General features: G+C 66.6%; 16 protein-coding genes and 1 tRNA gene. 10 read left to right on the plus strand and 7 right to left on the minus strand.

Annotated features, from left to right (window positions below; translation table 11 throughout):
• Positions 1–148: 148 nt before the first annotated feature.
• On the plus strand, positions 149–2,215 hold the full coding sequence (locus ACI7BZ_RS00965) for a hypothetical protein (RefSeq protein ID WP_414115342.1): 2,067 nt from the start codon (positions 149–151) through the stop codon (positions 2,213–2,215).
• Positions 2,216–2,563: 348 nt separating this feature from the next.
• Here ACI7BZ_RS00965 and ACI7BZ_RS00970 read toward each other — a convergent pair whose 3' ends face one another.
• The 4 genes from ACI7BZ_RS00970 to ACI7BZ_RS00985 all read right to left on the minus strand — a co-directional run bounded on the left by ACI7BZ_RS00970 (position 2,564) and on the right by ACI7BZ_RS00985 (position 7,390).
• A complete protein-coding gene (locus tag ACI7BZ_RS00970; RefSeq protein WP_414115343.1) occupies positions 2,564–3,265 on the minus strand; it encodes a haloacid dehalogenase type II in 702 nt (233 codons plus the stop codon).
• A 52-nt stretch (positions 3,266–3,317) separates the two neighbouring features.
• Positions 3,318–4,997 (minus strand): dihydroxy-acid dehydratase, encoded by a 1,680-nt coding sequence (ilvD, locus tag ACI7BZ_RS00975; RefSeq protein ID WP_414115344.1) that lies wholly within the window; start codon positions 4,995–4,997, stop codon positions 3,318–3,320.
• Between the two features lie 239 nt (positions 4,998–5,236).
• Entirely contained in the window at positions 5,237–5,965 is a 729-nt protein-coding gene (locus tag ACI7BZ_RS00980) for a GntR family transcriptional regulator (protein WP_414115345.1), read from the minus strand.
• A gap of 138 nt (positions 5,966–6,103) precedes the next feature.
• Complete coding sequence (locus ACI7BZ_RS00985; RefSeq protein WP_414115346.1) at positions 6,104–7,390, minus strand: sensor domain-containing diguanylate cyclase; 1,287 nt, start codon at positions 7,388–7,390, stop codon at positions 6,104–6,106.
• A 319-nt stretch (positions 7,391–7,709) separates the two neighbouring features.
• Here ACI7BZ_RS00985 and ACI7BZ_RS00990 point away from each other — a divergent pair, with 319 nt between their 5' ends.
• From ACI7BZ_RS00990 to ACI7BZ_RS01000, 3 genes are all read left to right on the plus strand, one after another.
• Positions 7,710–8,636, plus strand: a complete 927-nt coding sequence (locus ACI7BZ_RS00990) for a sulfite exporter TauE/SafE family protein (protein WP_414115347.1) — start codon at positions 7,710–7,712, stop codon at positions 8,634–8,636.
• Positions 8,633–9,481 carry a TIGR02186 family protein gene (locus ACI7BZ_RS00995; protein ID WP_414115348.1) on the plus strand — a complete coding sequence of 283 codons (849 nt, stop codon included), beginning with the start codon at positions 8,633–8,635 and terminating at the stop codon, positions 9,479–9,481. Before ACI7BZ_RS00990 ends, ACI7BZ_RS00995 begins: the two co-directional genes overlap by 4 nt.
• A 512-nt stretch (positions 9,482–9,993) precedes the next feature.
• Positions 9,994–10,776, plus strand: a complete 783-nt coding sequence (locus ACI7BZ_RS01000) for an enoyl-CoA hydratase-related protein (protein WP_414115349.1) — start codon at positions 9,994–9,996, stop codon at positions 10,774–10,776.
• A 30-nt stretch (positions 10,777–10,806) separates the two neighbouring features.
• Here the strand turns inward: ACI7BZ_RS01000 and ACI7BZ_RS01005 are convergent, their stop codons facing one another.
• On the minus strand, positions 10,807–11,655 hold the full coding sequence (locus ACI7BZ_RS01005; protein WP_414115350.1) for a hypothetical protein: 849 nt from the start codon (positions 11,653–11,655) through the stop codon (positions 10,807–10,809).
• 154 nt (positions 11,656–11,809) lie between these two features.
• Between ACI7BZ_RS01005 and ACI7BZ_RS01010 the strand changes: the two genes are divergently transcribed.
• The 5 genes from ACI7BZ_RS01010 to ACI7BZ_RS01030 all read left to right on the plus strand — a co-directional run bounded on the left by ACI7BZ_RS01010 (position 11,810) and on the right by ACI7BZ_RS01030 (position 18,075).
• Positions 11,810–11,884 (plus strand) — tRNA-Gln (locus ACI7BZ_RS01010).
• A 504-nt stretch (positions 11,885–12,388) separates the two neighbouring features.
• Complete coding sequence (locus ACI7BZ_RS01015) at positions 12,389–13,918, plus strand: DUF4153 domain-containing protein (RefSeq protein WP_414115351.1); 1,530 nt, start codon at positions 12,389–12,391, stop codon at positions 13,916–13,918.
• A gap of 10 nt (positions 13,919–13,928) precedes the next feature.
• Entirely contained in the window at positions 13,929–14,624 is a 696-nt protein-coding gene (locus ACI7BZ_RS01020; RefSeq protein WP_414115352.1) for a response regulator, read from the plus strand.
• Positions 14,625–14,671: 47 nt separating this feature from the next.
• A complete protein-coding gene (locus ACI7BZ_RS01025) occupies positions 14,672–16,249 on the plus strand; it encodes a sensor histidine kinase (RefSeq protein ID WP_414115353.1) in 1,578 nt (525 codons plus the stop codon).
• A 590-nt stretch (positions 16,250–16,839) separates the two neighbouring features.
• Complete coding sequence (locus ACI7BZ_RS01030; protein WP_414115354.1) at positions 16,840–18,075, plus strand: tyrosine-type recombinase/integrase; 1,236 nt, start codon at positions 16,840–16,842, stop codon at positions 18,073–18,075.
• Between the two features lie 22 nt (positions 18,076–18,097).
• Here ACI7BZ_RS01030 and ACI7BZ_RS01035 read toward each other — a convergent pair whose 3' ends face one another.
• The gene (locus ACI7BZ_RS01035; protein ID WP_414115355.1) at positions 18,098–18,400 is read right to left on the minus strand and encodes a hypothetical protein; all 303 of its coding nucleotides are present in this window, start codon (positions 18,398–18,400) and stop codon (positions 18,098–18,100) included.
• 107 nt (positions 18,401–18,507) lie between these two features.
• A complete protein-coding gene (locus ACI7BZ_RS01040; protein ID WP_414115356.1) occupies positions 18,508–18,948 on the minus strand; it encodes an SEL1-like repeat protein in 441 nt (146 codons plus the stop codon).
• Positions 18,949–20,354: 1,406 nt separating this feature from the next.
• On the opposite strand from ACI7BZ_RS01040, the gene ACI7BZ_RS01045 reads away from it, so the two are divergent.
• Complete coding sequence (locus ACI7BZ_RS01045; RefSeq protein WP_414115357.1) at positions 20,355–21,461, plus strand: helix-turn-helix transcriptional regulator; 1,107 nt, start codon at positions 20,355–20,357, stop codon at positions 21,459–21,461.
• Positions 21,462–21,476: the final 15 nt, after the last annotated feature.

Genomic DNA, 21,476 nt, shown 5'->3' on the forward strand with positions numbered 1-21,476 from the left:
CCACCCGAGTTCCGCCTGAAACCCCATCGGCGGGTCCCGCCGACGCCTTGCCCGCCCCGGCAGGCGGAAGCGGGCTTCAGGCCCCGCAGCCCACCTGCGGCCGCCGGGCCCGGCGCGGCGCCACGACGCCGAGAGGCAGCATCCGCCCATGAGCTACGGCCTCGCCTTCTCCCCCTTCGTGCCGCTGCCGGTGCTGATCGCCCTCGCCGTGGTGGCGCTGGTGCTGGCCGGCCTGCTGCTGGCCGCCCGCACCCGCGGCGCGGTGTTCCGCGCCCTGGCGCTGGCGGTGGGCCTCTTGGCCCTGTCCAACCCCTCCTTCACCCGCGAGGAGCGCGAGCCGCTCACCTCCGTGGTGGCGGTGGTGGTGGACAAGAGCCAGAGCCAGTCCTTCGGCGAGCGCACCCGCCAGACGCAGGCGGCCCAGGCCGCCCTAGCCGAGCGCCTCGGCAAGCTCTCCGGCGTGGAGGTGCGCACCATCGAGGCCGACGCCGCCAATGGCGACACCGACGGCACGCGCCTGTTCTCCGCTTTGTCCGCGGGGCTTGCGGACGTGCCGCCGGAGCGGGTGGCCGGCGCCATCCTCATCACCGACGGGCGGGTGCACGACGCCCCGGAGAACCCGCAGGCGCTGGGCTTCTCCGCGCCGATCCATGCCCTCGTCACCGGCCAGCCCGGCGAGCGCGACCGCCGCGTGGCGCTGGAGAAGACCCCGCGCTTCGGCATCGTCGGCCAGAAGCAGAGCGTCACCTTCCGCGTCACCGACGAGGGGGTGCCCGCCGGCGCCCGGGTGGCCGTCACCATCCGCCGCGACGGCGAGGTGATCGCCCGGCCCACCGTCACCGCCGGCCGCAGCACCAGCGTGGAGGTGGACATCACCCACGCCGGCGCCAACATCGTGGAATTCGAGGTGCCGCCGCTGGAGGGCGAGCTGACGGCGGTGAACAACCGCACCGCCGTCGCCATCGACGGGGTGCGCGACAAGCTCAAGGTGCTGCTGGTGTCCGGCGAGCCCAACGTGGGCGAGCGCACCTGGCGCAACCTCCTGAAGAGCGACGCCAATGTGGACCTCGTGCACTTCACCATCCTGCGCCCGCCGGAGAAGCAGGACGGAACCCCCATCAACGAGCTGTCGCTCATCGCCTTCCCCACGCGCGAGCTGTTCCAGACCAAGATCAAGGATTTCGACCTGATCATCTTCGACCGCTACGCCCAGCAGGGCGTGCTGCCGCAGGTCTATTTCGACAATATCGTGCGCTATGTGCGCGGCGGCGGCGCGGTGCTGGTGGCGGCGGGGACCGACTTCATCGATTCCGGCTCCCTGTTCAATACGCCGCTGGAGGAGATCCTGCCCGGCATGCCGCGGGGCGAGGCCACCGATGCGCCCTATCATGCCCGCCTCACCGATCCGGGCAAGCGCCACCCGGTGACCCGCGCCCTGCCGGGATCGGACAGCGAGCCGCCCCGCTGGAGCCGCTTCTTCCGCGTCATCGACGCCACCGCCCGCTCGGGCACCAGCCTGCTCGGCGCCCCCGGCGACAAGCCGGTGCTGCTGGTGGACCGGGTGGGCGAGGGCCGGGTGGCGCTCTTGTTGTCGGACCATATCTGGCTGTGGGCGCGCGGCTATGAAGGCGGCGGCCCGCACATCGACCTGCTGCGCCGCCTCTCCCACTGGCTCATGAAGGAGCCGGACCTGGAGGAGGAGCGCCTCCGGCTCACCGTCTCCGGCCGCGAACTGGTGGTGGAGCGCCAGACCATGGCCGATGCGGTGCCGCCCGCCACCGTCACCACCCCGTCGGGCGCCGTGCGCACGCTGGCCCTGGCGCAGGCCGAGCCCGGCCTGTGGCGCGCCACCACGCCGGCGGACGAACTGGGCCTGTGGCGCGCCGCCAACGGCACCCTCACGGCGCTGGCCAATATCGGCCCCCTCAACCCCAGGGAATTTGCCGAGGTGACCAGCACCCGCGACGTGCTCGCCCCGGTGGCGCTGGCCACGGGGGGCGGCATCTGGCGCCTGTCCGATCTCAACGGCGCGGTGCCGCGGGTGGTGCAGGTGGCCTCCACCGACCGGTTGGCCGGAGAGGACTGGATGGGCCTGCGCACCCGCGACGTTTCGGTGGTGCGCGGCATCGGCCTGTTCCCGCTGTTCGCCGGCCTCTCCGGCCTGCTGCTGCTCCTGGGCGCCATCACCGCCGCCTGGGTGCGCGAGGGGCGCTGAAGCATCCGCCGACCCGCTTGCATCGCGTGCTGGTCGGCGAAGGCGTCTCATACGTGTTCCGTGGCGGGCCTCGTGCGCGAGGCGGCAGGCACAGCCCCCCAGACCAGGCTCCAGATCCCGCAAGATGCTTGGATTGGCTCGGTGCATCCACGCCTCCCGCACCACGCGGCCGTTGGCGATGACGAGGCGTGGTCCGCCACCGCCAGGGTGATGTTGGCGAGGACGGACTTTACCCGCTTCGGCGCCGGCCCCAGGGATGGCGCCTTCGACGGGTCCGTCGCCGATGCGGATGCGGCCCGATGCCGGCGCGTTTCGGCCGGCTTTTTCTTGCGGCTTTTCGGCGGGGCGTCAGGCCCAGCCGAGGGTGCCGAAATAACCGGGAACGCGGTCGAGGGTGGCGAACACCGCCTCGGGGCTGTAGTCGGGCAACGGCTTGCGGCCGGTGCCGCGGTCGATCCAGATGCAGCGGAAGCCCATGTCCCGCGCGGCGGCAAGGTCGAGGTGCGGGCTTGCGCAGATGTGCACGATGTCTTCCTTCGCCACGCCCAGCGCCCGGTGGGCATGTTCGAAGATCTGCCGGCTGGGCTTGTAGGCCTGGGCCTGCTCGGCGGTGATGACGCGGTCCACATGGCCGCCGAGCTGGGCGACGTTGCCGGCGATGATGTCGTCGTCCGTGTTGGAGACGATGCAGAGCCGGAAGCCCTGCGCCTTCAGCGCGCCCAGGGCGTCCACCACTTCCGGGAAGGGCGGCATGCGGGAGATGGAGCCGGTGAGGATCTCGATGTCGGAGGCGGTGTAGGCCAGCCCCAGCTCCTCCATGGCACGGCGCAGGCCTTCGCCGGCGACCGTGCGGAAGTTCCGGTGCGGGCGCTCCTCCTCCAAAGCGTGCTCGTATTTGTCGTAGGTGTGGATCAGGGTGGCCGCATCCACCGCGCTGGCGCCCTGCCGGGCGAGGATGGCCTCCACCGCGGCCAGCAGCCCCTCGTCCCACTGGATCAGGGTACCGTAGCAATCGAACGTGAGCCATTCGGGTTTGCGACCCGCCATCATGGTCTTTCCTTTCCTCGTTCGGCCCCGCCGTCGGCGGGAGAAGCTGAGCGGATCAGAAGCGCGGCATCACCGCGCCTTCCGAGGCCGGGGTCACGTGCTCCGCGTAGAACTTCAGGTAGCCGCGCCTGGCCCGCGGCTCCGGCGCCACATAGGCCTCCCAGCGCGCGCCGATCTCCTTTTCCGGCACGTCGAGGTCGAGGGTGCGCGCGGCGAGGTCGATGGAGATGAGGTCCCCGTCGCGCACCACCGCGATCACCCCGCCGCGGGCGGCTTCCGGCGTCACGTAGCCGATGGCCGGACCGTGGGTGGCGCCGGAGAAGCGGCCGTCGGTCACCAGGGCGCAGCTGTCGCCGAGGCCGGCGCCCATGAGGGCGGAGGTGGCGCCCAGCATCTCGCGCATGCCCGGTCCGCCCCTGGTGCCCTCGTTGCGGATGACGATGCAGGTTCCGGGGCCGATGGCGCCGGCCCGCAGGGCGTCGATGGCGCCTTCCTCAGCGTCGAACACCCGCGCGGCGAGGGTGCAGCGCCACATGGCGCGGCTGACGCCGGAGGCCTTCACCACCGCCCCGCCGGGGGCCAGCGAGCCCTTGAGGATGTAGAGCGAGCCTTCCGGCTCCACCGGATCATCGGCGGTGCGGATCACCTGCGGGTTCTCGATGCGGGCCGCATCCACGATCTCGCCGGCGGTCTTGCCGGACACGGTGCGCGCGCTGCGGTCGATGCCGGCACCCAGCGCCTTCATCACCGCCGGCACGCCGCCGGCATCGTTGAGCTCGGTGACGCCCCAGGGGCCGGAGGGGGCGAGCTTCACCAGCGTGGGCGTGGTGCGCGAGAGACGGTCCCAGGTGTCGAAGCTGACATCGACGCCAGCTTCCTTCGCCATGGCCATGAAATGCAGCACCATGTTGGTGGAGCCGCCCACCGCCATGCCCACCCGCATGGCGTTCTCGAACGCCTGCTGCGTCAGGATCTGCGAGGGGCGCACGTTCTGCGCCAGCAGCTCCATGATGCGCATTCCGCTGTATTTGGCGGCGCGCAACTGGTAGTTGGAGCCGGCCGGCAGCGTGCCGGAATGCGGCAGGGCCAGGCCCAGCGCCTCGGTGTAGATGCCGGCGGTGTTGCCGGAGGTGGCGGTGTCGCACGCTCCGGCGAAGGGGAAGTGGTTGTCCTCCAGCCCCTTCAGGTCCTCGGCGGAAAGCTCGCCGCGGATGTGCTCGCCCACGCCGTCATAGACCGTTTCCAGGAACACCTTGCGGCCGCGGTAGCGGCCCACCGGGGTTGGGCCGCCATAGAGCATGATGGCGGGCAGGTCGAGCCGCGCGGCGGCCATGACCATGCCGGGCATCACCTTGTCGCCGGAGCCGATGAGCACCAAAGCGTCCAGCCGGTGGCCCTCCACCATCAGCTCGATCATGTCGGCCACCACGTCGCGGCTCGGCAGCACATAGCGCATGCCCACGGAGGCGAAGGTCTCCGAATCCGTCACATGGAACGTATTGAATTCGCAGGGGGTTCCCCCGGCCATGCGGATGCCGGCCTTCACCGCGTCCGCCACCTGGCGCAGGTGGATGTTCTCCGGCGAGAAGTCCTGCCAGGTGTTCACCACGGCGATCATGGGGCGGGCGAATTCCTCGTCGATGAGGCCCGCGCCCTTGGCCCACGCCCGCTGCAGGGAGCGCTCGACCCCCTGAAACTGGTGCTTGCTGCGGCTGTTGTTCTGGTGGTCGGCCATCGTTGGTCCTTTCCCGGTCGCCGGCCCGCTTGCGAGCCGTTTCTGGCCGCGGGCGATCAATCACGGGACTCAATGAACCACATTCTCGATTGTCTAACAACCGACAATTTTGCGTGACGGCTGAATTTCTGCGCCACGCCCCCGCGAGGCTGAGAAAGTCCCCCGCGAGGCTGCGAAATCCCCCCGCGAGGCTCAGAAATGCCCCTGCGAGGCCCCTAAACGCTGCTGCACGGCCTCCCTCAGGCGGAGGCGCGGGCCTCCTGGTCGCGCAGGAAGGCCACGAGGATCTCGCCTTGCTCGGTGTTGTGCTCCACCGACAGTTCCGCCGCCGCCGGGGCATCCCCGCGCACGATGGCATCCACGATGGGCTGGTGCTGCGCCACGATCTGCTCGGGATGGGGCACGAGGGAATCGCTGGAGGCGATGTAGATGCGCACCTGCTGTTCCACCTGGCGATATTGCTCGGCGAGCCGGCCGTGGCCCGACAGGTCGATAATGGCCTTGTGCAGGGCGAAGTCGGCCTCGGCCATGTCGTGCACCCGTCCGCCCGAGCAGGCCGTCGCCAGCGCCTTCAGCGCCTTGTCCAGCCGCTCCTTCACCGCCCGCGCCTCCTCCGCCGAGCCCGCGGCGCGCTGCGCCACGAGGCGGGCGGCCAGGGCCTCCAGGCTGGAGCGCAGGGTGTGCAGTTCCCACGCATCCACCGATGTCAGGGTCATCACCGTCCATCCCGTATAGGGCACCTGGATGATGAGCCCCTCCTGCGCCAGCTGGTGCAGCGCCGCGCGCACCGTCGCCCGCGACACTTCCAGCTGCTCGGAGAGCTTGATCTCCGTCAGGCGCGCGCCGGGAGGCAGGCGCCCGCTGACGATGCTCTCGCGCAGCGCATCGGCGGCCTGCGTCTCCGCGCTCACCTTCTTGACCGGCTTGATGGCTCGTCCCGGGCTGCCCATGTCCTTCTTCGCCCTCATGTCGATTGTCCGACAAGATAGACAGTTGCTGGATTTTGCCAAGTGTGTTGCCAAGTCTGTTGCCAAGTGGCGTGCCAAGCGTGGCGCGGACGGGTGTTGTCGGACGGGAGACGCGCCCCCGCCCGGCGCCGCCGGGGCTCAGCCCGGCTGGATTTCGATCCGGTCGCGGCCGCGGTTCTTGGCGCGATAGAGCGCCTCGTCGGCCTGCTGCATGGCCTGCGCCACCGCCACGGTCCCCACCCGGCGCAGCGCGCAGATGCCGATGCTCACGGTGAGGGACGACAGGCCGGGGTGCACCTGCGTCCAGCGTTCCATGCGCAGCGCGCGGCGGATGCCCTGCGCCACCGCGAGGGCCTCGTCGGCGGTGGCATTGGGGAGCAGCACGGCGAATTCCTCGCCGCCCTGCCGCGCGGCGAGGTCGCCCGACCGCGTCACCGCTCCGCGCACCGCCGCCCCCACCCGACGCAGGCATTCGTCGCCCGCCGCATGACCGAAGCGGTCGTTCACCAGCTTGAAATTGTCGAGGTCGATGACCATCACCGCCATGGGGGTGTCCGCCTCGGCGCAGGCCCGCCAGGCCTCGTCGATGGCGGTGTCGAAGCGGCGGCGGTTGGCGAGGCCGGTCAGTCCGTCGGTGGCGGCGATGGCGGAAAGCTCGTCCAGCGCGCGCTCCAGGGCAGCCTGCTGGCGCTTCAGCTCGGTGATGTCGGAATGGGTGAAATAGCCGATGCCGCTGGCGATGCGCCGCGCGATCACCCGCCGCCACCGCCCGCCCGGCAATTCCACCTCGAACGGGGCGCCGGCGAACACCAGCGCATCGCGCACGAAGCCGCGCGCGCCGCCATCGGGCTGGCCGGCCCGTGCCCAGGCCGCGTGCACCACATCTTCCAGGCTGGCGCCGACCACCGACTGGCCCTCGGGCACGTCGTAGAGAATGCGGAACTCGGCATTGGTGTTGATGATCCGGTCGTCCTGGTCGAGCACCGCCGCGCCGTCGGCGATATGGTCCAGAAGGTCGATGGGGAAGTCGTGATGGCCGGCGCCCGTGGCGCTCGCCCCGTCGGCGAGCTGGACCCAGAGCCGCAGCCGCGATCCGTCCGGCGTTGGCAGGGAGGCCACCTTCAGGCGCCGTCCCAGATGGGTGAAGACGAAGGGGCGCGACTGCGCCCGGTGGCGGGCGATGCCTTCCGACACATAGCGGTCGCGCATGGCGCGCTCCTCGCCGGTGAGGCGCGCGTCGTAGAAGCGGCGGAGGTTCTCGCGATAGGGCTCGCCTGCATGGACGTGCCCGGAATGCTCGGGAAAGAACCGCAGGAAGGTGGCGTTCCACACGAGGCTGCGGTCCTGCCCGTCAAACAGGCAGAGGGCCACGTCCAGCGAATCAAGGAGGGTTCCAAGGAAGCTGTAGATGCGCGTATTCGACACGAACCGCCTCTCGTCACCGGCGCCGGGATGCAACCACGGGGCGCACGGCCGGTCAACAGGCCACCCGTCGCCCCCTGGAGCGGCGCGGGGCAGCCGGGCGCGGGCATTGTAGAATGCGGCCGCATCTCCGCTTGAAAACGAGCGGCGCCGGAACCACCGCCGCCACCTGCGCGGCGCGCTCGGAACGACCCCGGCGGCGCACGCGTCTTCATGCCGGGACACGACCAAAAAAGCTATTCGATGGAAGTAGTTCTTCTTTTCTTGTACATTTGCCCGCTTTATACGCGCGGCACACACCGCTTTTTGCGAAGATCGTCTCGTGACCATCTATCTGCCCATCGCCGAGCTTCCCGTCGCCATCTTCACGGTCTTCGCCATGGGACTTGCCGTGGGCTTCATCTCCGGCATGTTCGGCGTGGGCGGCGGCTTCCTGATGACCCCCCTGCTCATCTTCACCGGGGTGCCGCCGGCGGTGGCGGTGGCGAGCGTTTCGCCCTACATGGCGGCGTCCTCCTTCTCCGGCGCCTTGTCCTACTGGCGCAAGGACATGGTGGACCTGCCGCTGGCCGCGGTGCTGCTCACCGGGGGCCTCGCCGGCACGGTGGCGGGGGTGGCGCTGTTCCTGTGGCTGCGGATGATCGGCCAGGTGGACCTTGCCATCCGCATTTCCTACACGCTGCTGCTCGGCACCATCGGGTCCCTGATGCTGGTGGAAAGCGTGCGCGCCATCGCCCGCACCCGGCGGGGCGAACGGCCGGTGGTGCGCCGGCCCGGCACCCGCGCCTGGTTCATGCGGCTGCCGCTGAAGCTGCGCTTCCGCCGCTCGCGCATCTATGTGTCCGCGCTGCCGGTGGTGGGCATCGGCTTCGTCATCGGCCTTCTGGGCGCGGTGCTGGGCGTGGGCGGCGGCTTCATCCTGGTGCCGGCCCTCATCTACCTGCTGCGCGTGCCCACCCAGACCTCGGTGGGCACATCGCTGGTGCTCACCCTGGTGACCATGGTGGCGGCCACCGTTCTGCATGCCGAGGCCAACGGCACCGTGGACGTGGTGCTCGCCTTCGTGCTCATGGTGGGCGGCACCATGGGCGCCCAGTTCGGCGCGCGCACCGGGCAGACCCTGAAGGCCGAGCACCTGCGGCTGCTGCTGGGCCTGCTGGTGCTCTCGGTTGCCGTGCGCGTGGCGGCGGACCTGGTGAGCCAGCCGCCCGACACCTACGCCGTCACCGTCATCGAGGCCGCGCCATGATCGGTGCCAAGGTCCGCTCCGCGATCCGCGCCGCCCGCGCTAAGGTGTCGGGGGGGCGCCTGCTGCTGCTCGTCGCGGCGGCGCCGGCAGCTCTCGCGGCGGCGGCGCCGGCAGTTCTCGCGGCGGCGGCGCCGGCATGGGCGGACCGGCTCGTGCTCTCGGTATCCCAGCCGCAGGTGCGCATCACCTCCAGCTTCGCCGGGGCCGACCTGGTGGTGTTCGGGGTGGCGGAGATGGAGGGTGCCGGCCCCGCCGCCCCCGACGTGGTGGTGAGCGTGCGCGGCCCGCGGGAGAATTTCACCACCTGGCGCAAGTCCCGCGTGCTGGGCCTGTGGGTGAATTCCGACAGCCGCACCTTCCTGGAGGTGCCGGCCTTTCTCCATGTCATGGCCAACCGGCCGCCGGAGGCGATGGCAAGCCCGGAAACGCTGCGCGTGGAGCAGATCGGCCTTGCCCGCAACATCCTGGTGCAGCGGATCGGCCCCGACTTCGCCGACGTGGTGCCCACCGACCCGTTCCGCGCCGCCTTCCTGCGCATCCAGGCGGCGCAAGGCTTCTACCGGGAGGACCCGCACGGCGTCGCCTTCCTCGCCCCCCACGTCTTCCGCACCGAGGTCAGTATTCCCGGCGTCGCGCCGCTGGGGCGCTATACAGTGGAGGTCAAGCTTCTGCGGCAGGGCAATGTCACCGCCACGGCTACCACCACATTCGATGTTGAGAAGACAGGAATAGAGCAGAAGATCGCAGAATTTTCACAGCAGGACCGGCTTATTTACGGCTTCGTTGTGGCATTCGGCAGCCTTATTGTCGGCTTCATCGGCAACCTGCTGTTCCGCAAGGAGTGAACGACCCGCGACGATCGCCTCGCCAGGCACCGGTTCGGCCGCTGTAACGCCGGAAACAGGGGCAAGGGATTACCGATTTCCTGATTTCCCTGCATCAAATGTCATTTTTTCCTTGAAAGGTCCGGCAACCGGCGCCAGACAAATAAAAAGGAGGCTGCGGGCAGCTCCGGTACGGCGCGGCGGCTCCCCGCCCCCGGCGCAGTGCCCCAGCCACGTCACCGCCGCATTGCAGCTTCGGGTGCCAAGCCCTGACCGGCGCCCGTTGGGGAGGGGGTGGTGCTTTGCACCACCCCCGAACCCGCCCGGCGGGCACTGCGGCATCTCCGCCATCGCGCGCCACACGTCGTTCACGGGCCCCTCTGTCGCTGTCCCGCGCGCCGGCCCGGCCTGCCCCCGCCATGCCGTCATGCGTTGCCATCCGGCCGCTGCGTGCTCTAGAGGTGGGCAGGCTCCGGCGACCGGGGCCAGTGCCGGCCGCCGCGATGGCGCCGGACCAGCGGGGGAGCGCGCGCGTGGCCGGCAGCATCGCCATTTCCGTCGAAGGCGGCATCGCCCGTCTCGTCCTCACCAACCCGGAGCGGCGCAACGCCATTTCCAGCGGCATGTGGCGGGCGCTGAGCGCGTTCGCAACCGAGGCGGCCGGCCGCGCCGACATCCGCATGGCGGTGCTGCGCGGCGAGGGCGAGCTGGCTTTTTCCGGCGGGGCCGACATTTCCGATTTCGATGCGGCCCGCTCGGATGCCTCCGGCGCACAGAGCTATGACGATCTGGTGGAAGCCGCCTGCGCGGCGCTGGAGGCCCTCTCCTTCCCCACCCTCGCCCTGCTGCGCGGCGCGTGCGTGGGGGCCGGCGCGGCGCTGGCCGCGAGCTGCGACATGCGCATTGCCGCCGACGACGCCTTCTTCGCCATTCCCGCGGCGCGCCTCGGGCTCGGCTACGATCCGCGCGGCCTGCCGCGGATTCTGCGGGTGTTCGGCAGCCACGGCGCCCGTCAGTTGTTCTTCACCGCCGAGCGCCTGGATGTGCACCGCGCCCACGAGATGGGCGCGGTGGACCTGATCGCCCCCGCTGCCGAGGTGGAGGCCGCCGCGGAGCGCACCATCCAGCGCATCGCGGAGAATGCGCCCCTGACCCTGAAGGCGGCCAAGCTCGCCATCCGGGCGGCCGAATCGGGGGCGGGCTCTCTCCTGGCGGAGGCGCGGCGCGCCACCACCCTCGCCAATGCCAGCGCGGATTATCGCGAGGGCCGGCGCGCCTTCGCCGAGAAGCGCGCGCCGCGCTTCTCGGGAAGCTGAGGGGAAGGCCGCCCGCGCGGCCCGGCGGGACTACTTCCCCGCCGCCTTCAGGCGCTTGTTGCAGGCGCTCCAATATTGCGGCCAGGTCTGGCCTTCGGGGATCTTCCCCGCCTCCTTGGCGGCGCGCCACTCCGCCCCGCAATCCTTCATGCGCTGGCGGGCGGCGAGCTGGCCCGGCGTGGGCTCGCGCACGCCTTCGCCGGTGTCCTCGTCGTCATCCGGCTTGGCGGCGGCGGGGGAAGCGGCGGGGGAAGCGGCGGGCTTGGCCGCAGGAGCGGCGGCCGGCTTCGCGGGTGCGGGCGCGGCGGCGGGAGCGGCCTGGGGCTTGGCCGGCGCTGCCGGGGGCTTGGCCGGCGCTGCCGGGGCGGTCGCTGCCGGCGCGGCCGCGGGCGCCGGGGCGGCGCCGGACAGGCGCGCATTGCACTCGGAATAATATTTCTGCCAGGTCTGCCCCTGCGGAACCTTTCCGCCGGCCTTGAGCGCCTGCCACTCCTCGGCGCACTGCTTCATGCGCGACTGGGGGGTGGCGGGCGCAGCGGCGGCGGGGGCGGCAGCAGCAGCCGGCGGGGCCGCGAGGGTGGCAGCGGGTGCGGCGGCGGTGGGTGCGGCGGCGGTGGGTGCGGCGGCGGTGGGTGCGGCGGCGGGAGTGGCAGGCGCGGCAGCCGGAGCCCCGGCCTGGAGCCGCGCGTTGCATTCCTTGAAGAAGTCCTGCCACTTCTGGCCGGCGGGAACCTTGCCCGCCTCCTTCGCCGCACTCCATTGCGCGCTGCAGGCCTTCATGCGGTCCTGTGCGGTTGTGGCGGTCTGGGCGAAGGCCGGAGCGGCAAAAGCCATGGCTGCGCCAATGGCGACACTGAAGACAGCGGTGCGCAGGGCCATTGCGCAACCTCCCCATATGAGCCACGCGGAAGCTGCGCAGCAGGCGCAACCTACTCCCGCGCGCAGGCGGAGGCGAGGCGGTTTCCACAACGCCGCCGCTCTGTCCGCAACGTTGGACAGGCGGGCGCGCGGACGATATGTTCCGCGCCCGCGTTGGGGCGTAGCCAAGTGGTAAGGCAGGGGATTTTGATTCCCCCATCCCCTGGTTCGAATCCAGGCGCCCCAGCCATTTTCCGGCTTGCCTCACCTTTCAATAACTTACCGGCACCCACACAGATCGCTCCGGGACCGCGCTTTAGCGCGTTTCACATCGACACCGCGGGAACAGGGATCAGCTGAGCGCCACGCGGCGCCCACGGCGGGCGGGGTGAGTCGAAACGGCCTGCGGGCCTCCACCGGCGGGGCCAATCAGGGGCGCGGCCCGCTCCGCCCAGCGCAAGGCGCTTCGCGCGTCCGCCGACGACCGATTGATCTGCACATAAGCTGCACAGCAATCCGCGAAATCTCCTTGCGCCCCTCAAGGGCGCTGCACAGCCGCCGTCCATCCTGCGCGGCATGCAAAACCTGACCGACCTCCCCGTCCGACCCGCTTTGCTGCCGCGCCGCCTGACCCGGGACGGCTGGTGGCTCGTTGCCACGCCGAGATCCTCGTCGGCGGCAATTCCCGGTCCCGCACCGGGGCAACAGCAGCGGCCGCCGCACGCTTCCCCGCTCCCCTGCCCCGAGGTCTCCCATGACGACTGACGCCCGCTTCCGCCCGGCGCGGGCGTCACTCAGCTGGCTGGCCTGCAAAGCCGGGCTCGCCCTCGCCGCCGCCGGGCTCGCCGACTGGCTTTTCTTCAACAGCCATGCGGTCGGCATCTCGCTGCCGCTCTTCCTTGCCGCCTGCGCGGGGCTGCTGGTGGCGGCGAACCCGGTTCGGGTGCCCGCCCGGCTCCAGTTACTCTATGGACTTGCACTCGTTCTCGCGCTCGCGGCGCTGGTCGAGAATGTGTCCTGGCTGTCGCTGCTCGTGGCCGGCGCCACCCTCCTGTATCTTGTCCGCCTGATCGCCGGAAACCGGGAGCCCTGGCCGGCGGGGCTGGCGCGCAGCCTGGGCCTGCCTTTCGTCGGCCCCCTCCGGCTCGCGCGGGATATATCCCGCGCCTTCCGCCTCGCGTCGCGGAGGCGCAGGGCCAGCGTGAGCGCCGCATCCCTGGCGGCCTGGATTGTGCCGGTCTTTCTGTCGCTCGTATTCCTGGGATTGTTCGATGCCGCGAACCCGCTGATCCACGACTGGCTGCGCGCGCTCGATCCCGCGCGCATTCCCGCGCTCATATCGGTTCCCAGGGTCGCCTTCTGGCTCGCGGCGCTCTGCCTCGTCTGGCCGCTGGTGCATATGAGGCGGGCGCGCAGGCGGGCTGCCCCGGTGCAATCCGCGCCGCCGGAGGACCTGCCGGAAGTGTCGGCCCTCCTCGGTCCGCCGGCGGTGATGCGCTCGCTGGTCCTGTTCAATGCGCTGTTCGCCATCCAGAGCGGGCTCGACGCGGCCTATCTGTGGGGCGGCCTCGCCCTGCCGGACGGACTGACCTATGCGGCTTATGCCCATCGCGGCGCCTATGCGCTCATCGTCACGGCGCTGCTGGCCGCCGCCTTCGTGCTCGCCGCCATGCGCCCGGGCGGGCCGGCCGAGGCGTCGCGCCGGCTCCGGCCCCTGGTGCTCGTCTTCGTGGCGCAGAACGTCGCGCTTGTGGCCTCCTCCATCCTGCGCACGGCGCTCTATGTGGAGGCCTATGGGCTGACCCAGCTGCGGCTCGCGGCATTCATCTGGATGGGGCTGGTGGGGCTTGGCCTCCTGCTGATCGTGGTCCAGATCATCGGCCGCAAATCCAATGCGTGGCTGCTCGACGCCAATGCGATCGCGCTGGCGGCGACGCTCTATCTCTGCTGCTTCGCGAATTTTCCCTATATCGTTGCGCGCTACAACCTGGCGCATTGGCAGGAGAGGGATGGGATGGGACCCGTGCTCGACGTCGGCTATCTGGCCTCCCTCGGGCCGGATGCGCTGCCCGCATACGCCGGGATCGCGGCGGCCACCGGGCCGCATCCTCTGCCCGGCTGGCAGCGCGGCCTGCTGCAGCGGGAACAGCGCGCCGCCGCGCACATGCTCGATCAGGCCGACTGGCGCAGCTGGACCTTGCGAAACTGGCGGCTGAAGCGCGTTCTCGATGCCCATCCCCTCGATGAGGCTCCGGCGGGCACCGCGCCTGCCGCCGCGAACTAGACCCGGAGCCATGGCCTACCGCATCCTCGTCGCCGACGACGATCCCCACATCCGCGACATCATCTGCTTCGCGCTGGAGAAGGCTGGCATGACCGCCCTCCCCGCCCGCGACGGTGCGGAGGCGCTGCGTCAGTTCGTTGCAAGCCCGCCGGATCTCATCGTGCTCGACGTGGGCATGCCGGAGATGGACGGGCTGGAAGTCTGCCGCCGCATCCGCAAGACCTCCGAGGTGCCCGTGTTGTTCCTCTCCGCGCGCGACGAGGAGATCGACCGCGTGATCGGCCTGGAGATCGGCGGCGACGACTACGTGACCAAGCCGTTCAGCCCGAGGGAGCTGGTGGCGCGGGTCAACGCCATCCTCAAGCGTATGCAGGTGCGGCCCGCGCCGGGTCCCGCTTTCCTCTCCCGCGGCGCGCTCGACCTCGACCCGGATGCGCACGCGGTGACGTTCCGTTCCGTCGCCGTCGCCCTCACCGCCATCGAGTTCGCGATTCTCAAGACCCTGATCGCGCGGCCGGGACAGGTGTTCAGCCGGGGCCACATCCTCGATGCCGCCTATCGCGGGGCGATCCACGTGGCGGACCGCACCATCGACAGCCATGTGCGCAACATCCGCGCGAAGCTCGCAGCGGCCGGCTGCGACAGCGTTATCGAAACGGTGCATGGCGTGGGCTTCCGTATCGGCCCCTGCCGGGCCGAGCCGTGAGCGGGCACGTGCCGGCGCCGAAGGTCGCGCGGAAATGGCGGCCGTCCATGGCCCTCGTCGTTGGGCTCGTCATCGTCACCGCGCTGGCGCTGCCGCTCGCCGGCATGTTCTTCTTCCGCATCTACGAGAACCAGCTGATCCACCAGACGGAGGCCGATCTGATCGGCCAGACCGCCGTGCTCGCCGCCGTGATGGCCCGGGAGATCGAAGCGCAGCCTTCGGGCCTGCCGCTCGGTGCCGCCGTCCCGCCCGCGCCGGCCGACCCGGACATCGCCTACCGGCCGATCCTGCCCTCCCTCGACCTCGCGCGCGACCCCATCCTCGGCCGCAGGCCTGCGGCCGAAGCCGCGCCAACGCCTGCCGCACCCGCATTTGCAGCGCTCGGGGCGCGGCTCGCGGCCGATCTCGTCGCGGTGCAGAAGATCACCCTCGCCGGCTTCCGGCTGCTGGACCCGCATGGCGTCGTGATCGCGGGGCGCGAGGAGCTGGGCCTGTCCCTCGCCCATGTGCAGGAGGTGGCGGCGGCGCTCGACGGCCAGTTCAGCGCCGTGATGCGGCTGCGGGTGTCCAAGCACGAGCCGCCTCCCCTTTACTCCCTCAGCCGGGGCACGTCGGTGCGGCTGTTCGTGGCCATGCCGGTCGTCGTGGACGGGCGCGTCGGCGGCGTTGTCTACGCCTCGCGCACGCCCAGCAACGTGTTCAAGAGCTTCCATCAGGAGCGCGGCAAGCTGGCCGCCGCGGGGCTGACGATCCTCGCCCTTGCCGCGCTGATCGGCTTCATCTTCCAGCGGACGATCACGCGCCCCATCCGCGAGCTGATGAAGCGCACCGAGGCCATCGGACGGGGCGACCGCGCGTCCCTGGCGCCGCTCGCGCATCACGGCACCGCGGAATTCGCGGCCCTGTCGCAAGGCTTCCTCGATACGGCGCAGGCCCTGCAGGACCGCTCGGACTTTATCGCCACCTTTGCCGCGCACGTCTCCCACGAGCTGAAGTCGCCGCTCACCGCCATCAAGGGCGCGGCCGAGCTGCTGCGGGACGATCTCGACGCGATCACCCCCGGCATGGACCGGGCCGACCAGCGCCGCTTCCTCGACCACATCATCTCGGACACCGCCCGCCTTGCGACCATCGTTCAGCGCCTGCGGGAGCTGGCGCGCGCGGAAGGCCTGCCGACCGCCGGGACGACCACCCTCGCCGCCGCCGTCGCCGACCTGCGCACGGGCTTCGCCACGGCACGGATCGAGGCGCGCGGCGCGCTTCTGGCGCCGGTCCGCCTCTCGCCGGAGAATGCGCGCATCGTGCTGTCCCACCTCGCCGACAACGCCTTGCGCCACGGCGCCCGCCGCCTCGACATCTCGGCCTGCCGGGAGGCGGGCATGTTGCGCGTGACGGTGCGCGACGACGGTGCCGGGATCTCCGCCGCCAACCGCGACAAGATCTTCGACAATTTCTTCACGACGCGGCGGGACAGCGGCGGCACCGGCATGGGACTGCCCATCGTGCGGGCCATGCTGGAAGCCCATGGCGGCGGCATCGCGCTGGACCGCAGCGAGGGTCCCGGACGCGGCGCGGCCTTCATTCTCTCGCTCTCGCTCGCGCCGCACGAGGGTGACCGCCGGTGAGGGGCCGGCGCGCAATCTGCTGCAGCCTGGTCGCGAAGGCGGACATCCGGAAGCGCGGCTCTTTTGCGGGCCCTGCCAAAAGCATCCAAACGAGGATCGCCGCTGCGCCGCCCGCCACCGTCTCGCCGCATCCCGCCACAAGACAAGGCCGCGCCCTCGGCGCAAATCCTCGACCGGCATGGGCGCCGGCATGAGATCCTTTCAAGGGGATCGCGCGACGCCCACGGATCAGCGATCAAGCCGATTGCCGTGATGGCCCAGGTGATGGCCCAAGCCGAGACATGAGACTTCGGCCGCTCGCCTCGGCGCCAAAATTTGTTTGTTTTCTTTGGATTAGATGGCGCGCCAGGGAAGATTCGAACTCCAGACCCCCAGATTCATAGTCTGGTGCTCTTTCGGAGCTTCGAGGCAGAAGGCGAGTGAAATCAAGCCCGTCAGTTCGATTCAAACGAAATAAGTGTTGATTTTAATCATTTTATATATTTTACCGCACAAAAATGTGCATTTAACGGCTCTCGCCTTTCGGGCTCTTGCGTTACCCCTGTTGTTACCCCATCTTCTCCGGGTATCAATATGGAGGACACGCCGACATGGCGAAGCCACTTACAGCGAAGGGTATCGATGCACTGAAACCGGGCACCTCGCGATATGAGGAGCCCGATGGAAACATGCCCAGCCTCTATGTCATCGTTCAAACGAGCGGAGCGAAAAGCTGGGCTGTCCGCTATCGCTTCAAGGGCAAGCCCAAAAAGCACACGCTGGGCACATATCCGGCGATCAAGCTCGCCGATGCCCGCACGCTGGCCGCTCAGGTCTTGACCGCCGTCGCCGAAGGCCGCGATCCAAGCGAAGAAAAGAAGCAGGCCAAGCGCGAAGCCGCTCACCCGGTTAAGGACGATATCGGATCGGTGGTGGCGATGTTTCTGGATCGCTACGCCAAACCGAACCAACGAGAAGATTCGTTTAAAGAGACGAAGCGGCACTTGGAGAAAGAGGCTGTAAAGGCATGGAGAGGGCGCTCCATCAAGAGCATCACTAAACGTGACGTGATCGACCTTCTTGATGCTGCCGTTGATCGAGGGGCGACGGTCACGGCCAATCGCCTCCTTGCCGCTGTTCGCCGCTTCTTCAACTGGTGTGTGGAGCGCGGGATTGTGGATGCCTCGCCCGCTGCTGGCATCAAGGCACCCACCGCCGAGAAAAGCCGGGACCGCATTCTCAGCGACAAGGAACTTGGGCTTGTATGGAAAGGAGCCGAGAGCCTTGACTGGCCCTTCGGCCCCTTCATCCATCTGCTCATTCTGACAGGGCAACGGCGCGATGAAGTCGCCGGAATGAGGTGGAGCGAAATCGATCTCGCGAATGCCACTTGGACCATTCCCGGCGATCGCACCAAGAACGGCAAGGCCCATGTGGTCCCGCTTTCGCCGGGAGCTGTCAGCCTCATCGAGGGTCTGCCGCGCATGAAGGATGGAGAGGGAGATTCCGCCTTCGTGTTCTCCACCACCGGCAAAACGGCCATCTCCGGATTCTCGAAGGCTAAGGCCGCTCTCGACAAGGCGATCGCGAAACTGCTCAAGGGAAATGACGAGGCGGATGCGGACGAACCGCCGACCATTCCAGACTGGCGCCTTCACGATCTCCGCCGCACAATGGCGTCAGGAATGGCGAGGCTTGGGGTTCCTGTGCATGTGGTAGAGAAGCTGCTCAATCACACGAGCGGCACGTTCTCGGGCATTGTCGGCGTCTATCAGAGGCATGAGTATGCGGACGAGAAGCGGCAGGCGATCGAGACTTGGGGAGAGTATGTTGCGCGCCATCCATGAACCGAACGATTTACTCACATAATCATTGGTGTGGCTCACGCCCTCCTGCGTTTTTGATAGCCAACTCGAAATATTTTGCCAACTCAACGGCCTTCATTCTGTCGTTCGCACTAAACTCAATAATATTCTCAAGCCGCCCCTTGCCCCAGACAATCTCAGACTCTGATTGAATAACGCCGCTATCCGAATAAATGCATTCCGGCACCCTGCATGTAACTGAGATCAAATAATTATCCACGGAAACACTTGGCCTAAGAAACCCGAGTTTGACTGTTTTATGGTACTGAAGTTGTTTTATCAATTCATTACCATTTGCCTGGCGCATTGTTGCCGTTTCGAATTTTTCAATAACTATAATCGATCGATTACATATAACGTTAAAAGTGTACTCTCTATCGAACTTATCGCTATAATACGGTTTCGCGCTTAGCATTATGAGGACGGCAATGGCGTTGCATAAATCTTTTCGCTATTTTTCACGATATCAGGATGTATGCTAGTGTATTCTACGTCAAAATTGAACTCAGAGAAGAGGCGCTTCGCGCGATCAAAGTCGGGTTTGGTGTAATTGCGATTTCTTAGCATATCCGCGAGTATATACTTAGCGATCACATGCTGGGCTAGAGCTGCTTTCTCCATCCATCGATAGGCCTGCGCTTTATCACCAGAGGCATCGTACGATCTGGCGAGCAAAAAGGCCATCCTTGCATTCTCAGGTGCGCGTTTAGCCGCCTCCGAACACGCCCGTATTGCGATGGTGGCATTTGCTTTCAGCTCACTGAATGGCACGCCTTTAATATTTGCAGGCTTTTGAGAATCAAAGGGATGGGCTGCAACACGATCGCATTCTTCAACCGCACCCACGTTGCCCACGTACCCGTCCAGGCCCTGCGCATGGGAGGAGTTAGAGACAATAAAGGTAAACAATATCAGAGCCGCGTATATTATAAGTCTCATCGAGATCATCCCTCGAGGGTATCGCGATTAAATCGCTGTTCACCGGCACGACCTAATAAACATATTGTACCTGTATATTGTACTATTGATTCTCTGCACGTCTCCCTGACATTTGAGAATCTCGGTGGGGCTCATTGCTTTCATGTAATTATCGCCACAGTATTCATGGATCTTTACATCTGCTATCGTAGCCTTGTCGTAAGGACAGACTCAACTGCGGAGAGCGCTTTCCATGTCATCTTCTGTCATTGCTAATGAATGACTAGACAGTATGATCGTCATGAATGCAGTGTATATTACGGACAGAAAGCGTGTCATTGCAAATTTCCTCTATAATTTGGAGCCGCATGCAGCTACCTCAGATGGAGTTGATCGCTGCATGCGGCTCCACTGCATCCTTTTTGGGGCTACTTGCTTGAGCAGATGTCGCCGTTACTATCACGTTGGCAGCCATATTGCCCACACGTGCAAGCATTGGCAGCGGAAACGCCGAGGCCGAGTACTGGAATGCTCGTCAGAACCGAAGCGAAGAGCGAGAACGCGATCAGAGTCTTTTTACGATAGCCATGAGAGCCTCCTCTTACGAGCCCGACGGGCCCTAGCCTAAAGGCAGAGAAGCCTAATTCCACTCAGGACGGCTCGTAATACCTCATCGGGGGCATCTCAACAATGAACGATTATTTTCCAGACCAGCCTCGCATTTCTCATTAAAAGCTCAACTCGGAATAAATAGTGTCTATGTATATATTTAGTCAAATCACGTCGATTGGCGCACTATCGGATGCAGGCCAAATGTGTAGTCATTTTTATAATAAGTTGCGTGTGGGGACACTTGTTGGCGGGCTTATACCTCATCTGCGGTATCAACAGAGTCCTGATTTTCCGGCACATGAGCATTCGCAACGACAGGCAAGGCTGACTCGGCGGAAATTCGCCTAGGTCTTCAAATTGCAAGGAGGCCGCTCATGAGAGGCTTTATCATCGCAGGCGAGCTGATAGCTTTCCTATTCTTGGCATCCACGCCGGCACTGGCACAGAGCCAATCGAAACCTGGGTCCCCAAAAGTGCCTTCACGCGAAGCCGCCGTTCAAGAGTGCAGGCAAATTCACGGCCGAACGGGCAAGGGATCTTACGATAATACCTCCGTGCGCGTCGAGCAGTGCGTGAAAGAGAAGCTAGGCAAGAAGTAGATGTAAAAGGCCTGGCTTGCCTAATTTCGCGCCATTCGAAGGGTGGGAGTTTTCATGTCCACGTAACCAAGGGTTGCTGCAGGACGTCAGTAATGCTAAGCTAGTTCAATTGTCGTAACCTCCGATGCTGCAATGTCGTTCGACGCCGATGCCCTTGACCGGGCTGTGGATCTATTTTTGGAAATTCCGTTCCAAGGAATGGGTTGGGCGCCTGCGCTTGAAGCCTTCGATTCCGCAATTGGCGCATTTGGGACGATCGTTCTACCGGCCCTAAATGAAAAGATGCCCGGCCCATACCCAGTGTCACCATCGCTAGTTCCTTGTGCGCGGCAGTATGTCGAAGAGAATTGGATAAAGGCCGACATCCGCCTACGCCCTTTGAAGAAATTCGTGCGTCAGGGCGTCGTGACTGATCAAGATGTCATTTCTCGCGAAGGAAAGCGCCGTTCGCCTTATTTCCAGGATTTCATTCATAAGAATGGTGCGGACGAATGGGCGGGCCTTCGCGCCGACATCGCTGGCGAAATATGCTGTGTTTCAATCCAGCGGCCATTGGGGGCGGAGCCATTTAGCCCTAGCGACCTTGCGGTGCTCACTTCGATAGCGCCTCGCCTATCTATGCTGACGTCAATGATCCAGCAGCTTGATCGGGCGCGCCTGAATGGGGTTTCTGACGCATTGGAGGCTATGACCACACCTGCATTCCTGCTCAATCGACGGTCGGAGGTCCTCCGATTCAATGCAGCAGCGAGATCGATTTTAAACAAAGATATTTCGATTAAGGATAGCCGCCTCGAATTGCGGGGTCCAGACGACAACGCGTTCCAGAAGCGCGTATCGGACGTGCTGAGGCAATCGGGGATAGCATCGCCGTCTTCAGGGTTGCCACTGCTCGCTCGTCGAGAAAAGGGCCGCCCCCTATTGGTCCGCGCTCATCGCCTTAGAAGCGACCCCTCCTTAGCCTATTTTGAATCGGCATGGGGCATTGTCACCGTCACTGACCCCGATCGACACCTCATTCCAGCGAGCGATCTATTGCAGTCGTCGTTCGGACTGTCGGAGCGGGAAGCAGGCCTGATCAGGCTTCTCGTGCAACACAATGGTTCTGCGCGCGATGCGGCCGACGCAGCTCACATTTCGTACGAAACCTTCCGAACCCATATGAGGAACATCCGCGGCAAGAGCGGCATCAACAGCATCGCTGAACTGATACGGCTCGCGACCTCGTTAAGGGAATAAGATCAGGCTCAGCCA

Origin of the sequence: Xanthobacter sp. AM11 (assembly GCF_047444035.1) — a bacterium.
In the GTDB taxonomy this organism is placed as follows: domain Bacteria; phylum Pseudomonadota; class Alphaproteobacteria; order Rhizobiales; family Xanthobacteraceae; genus Xanthobacter.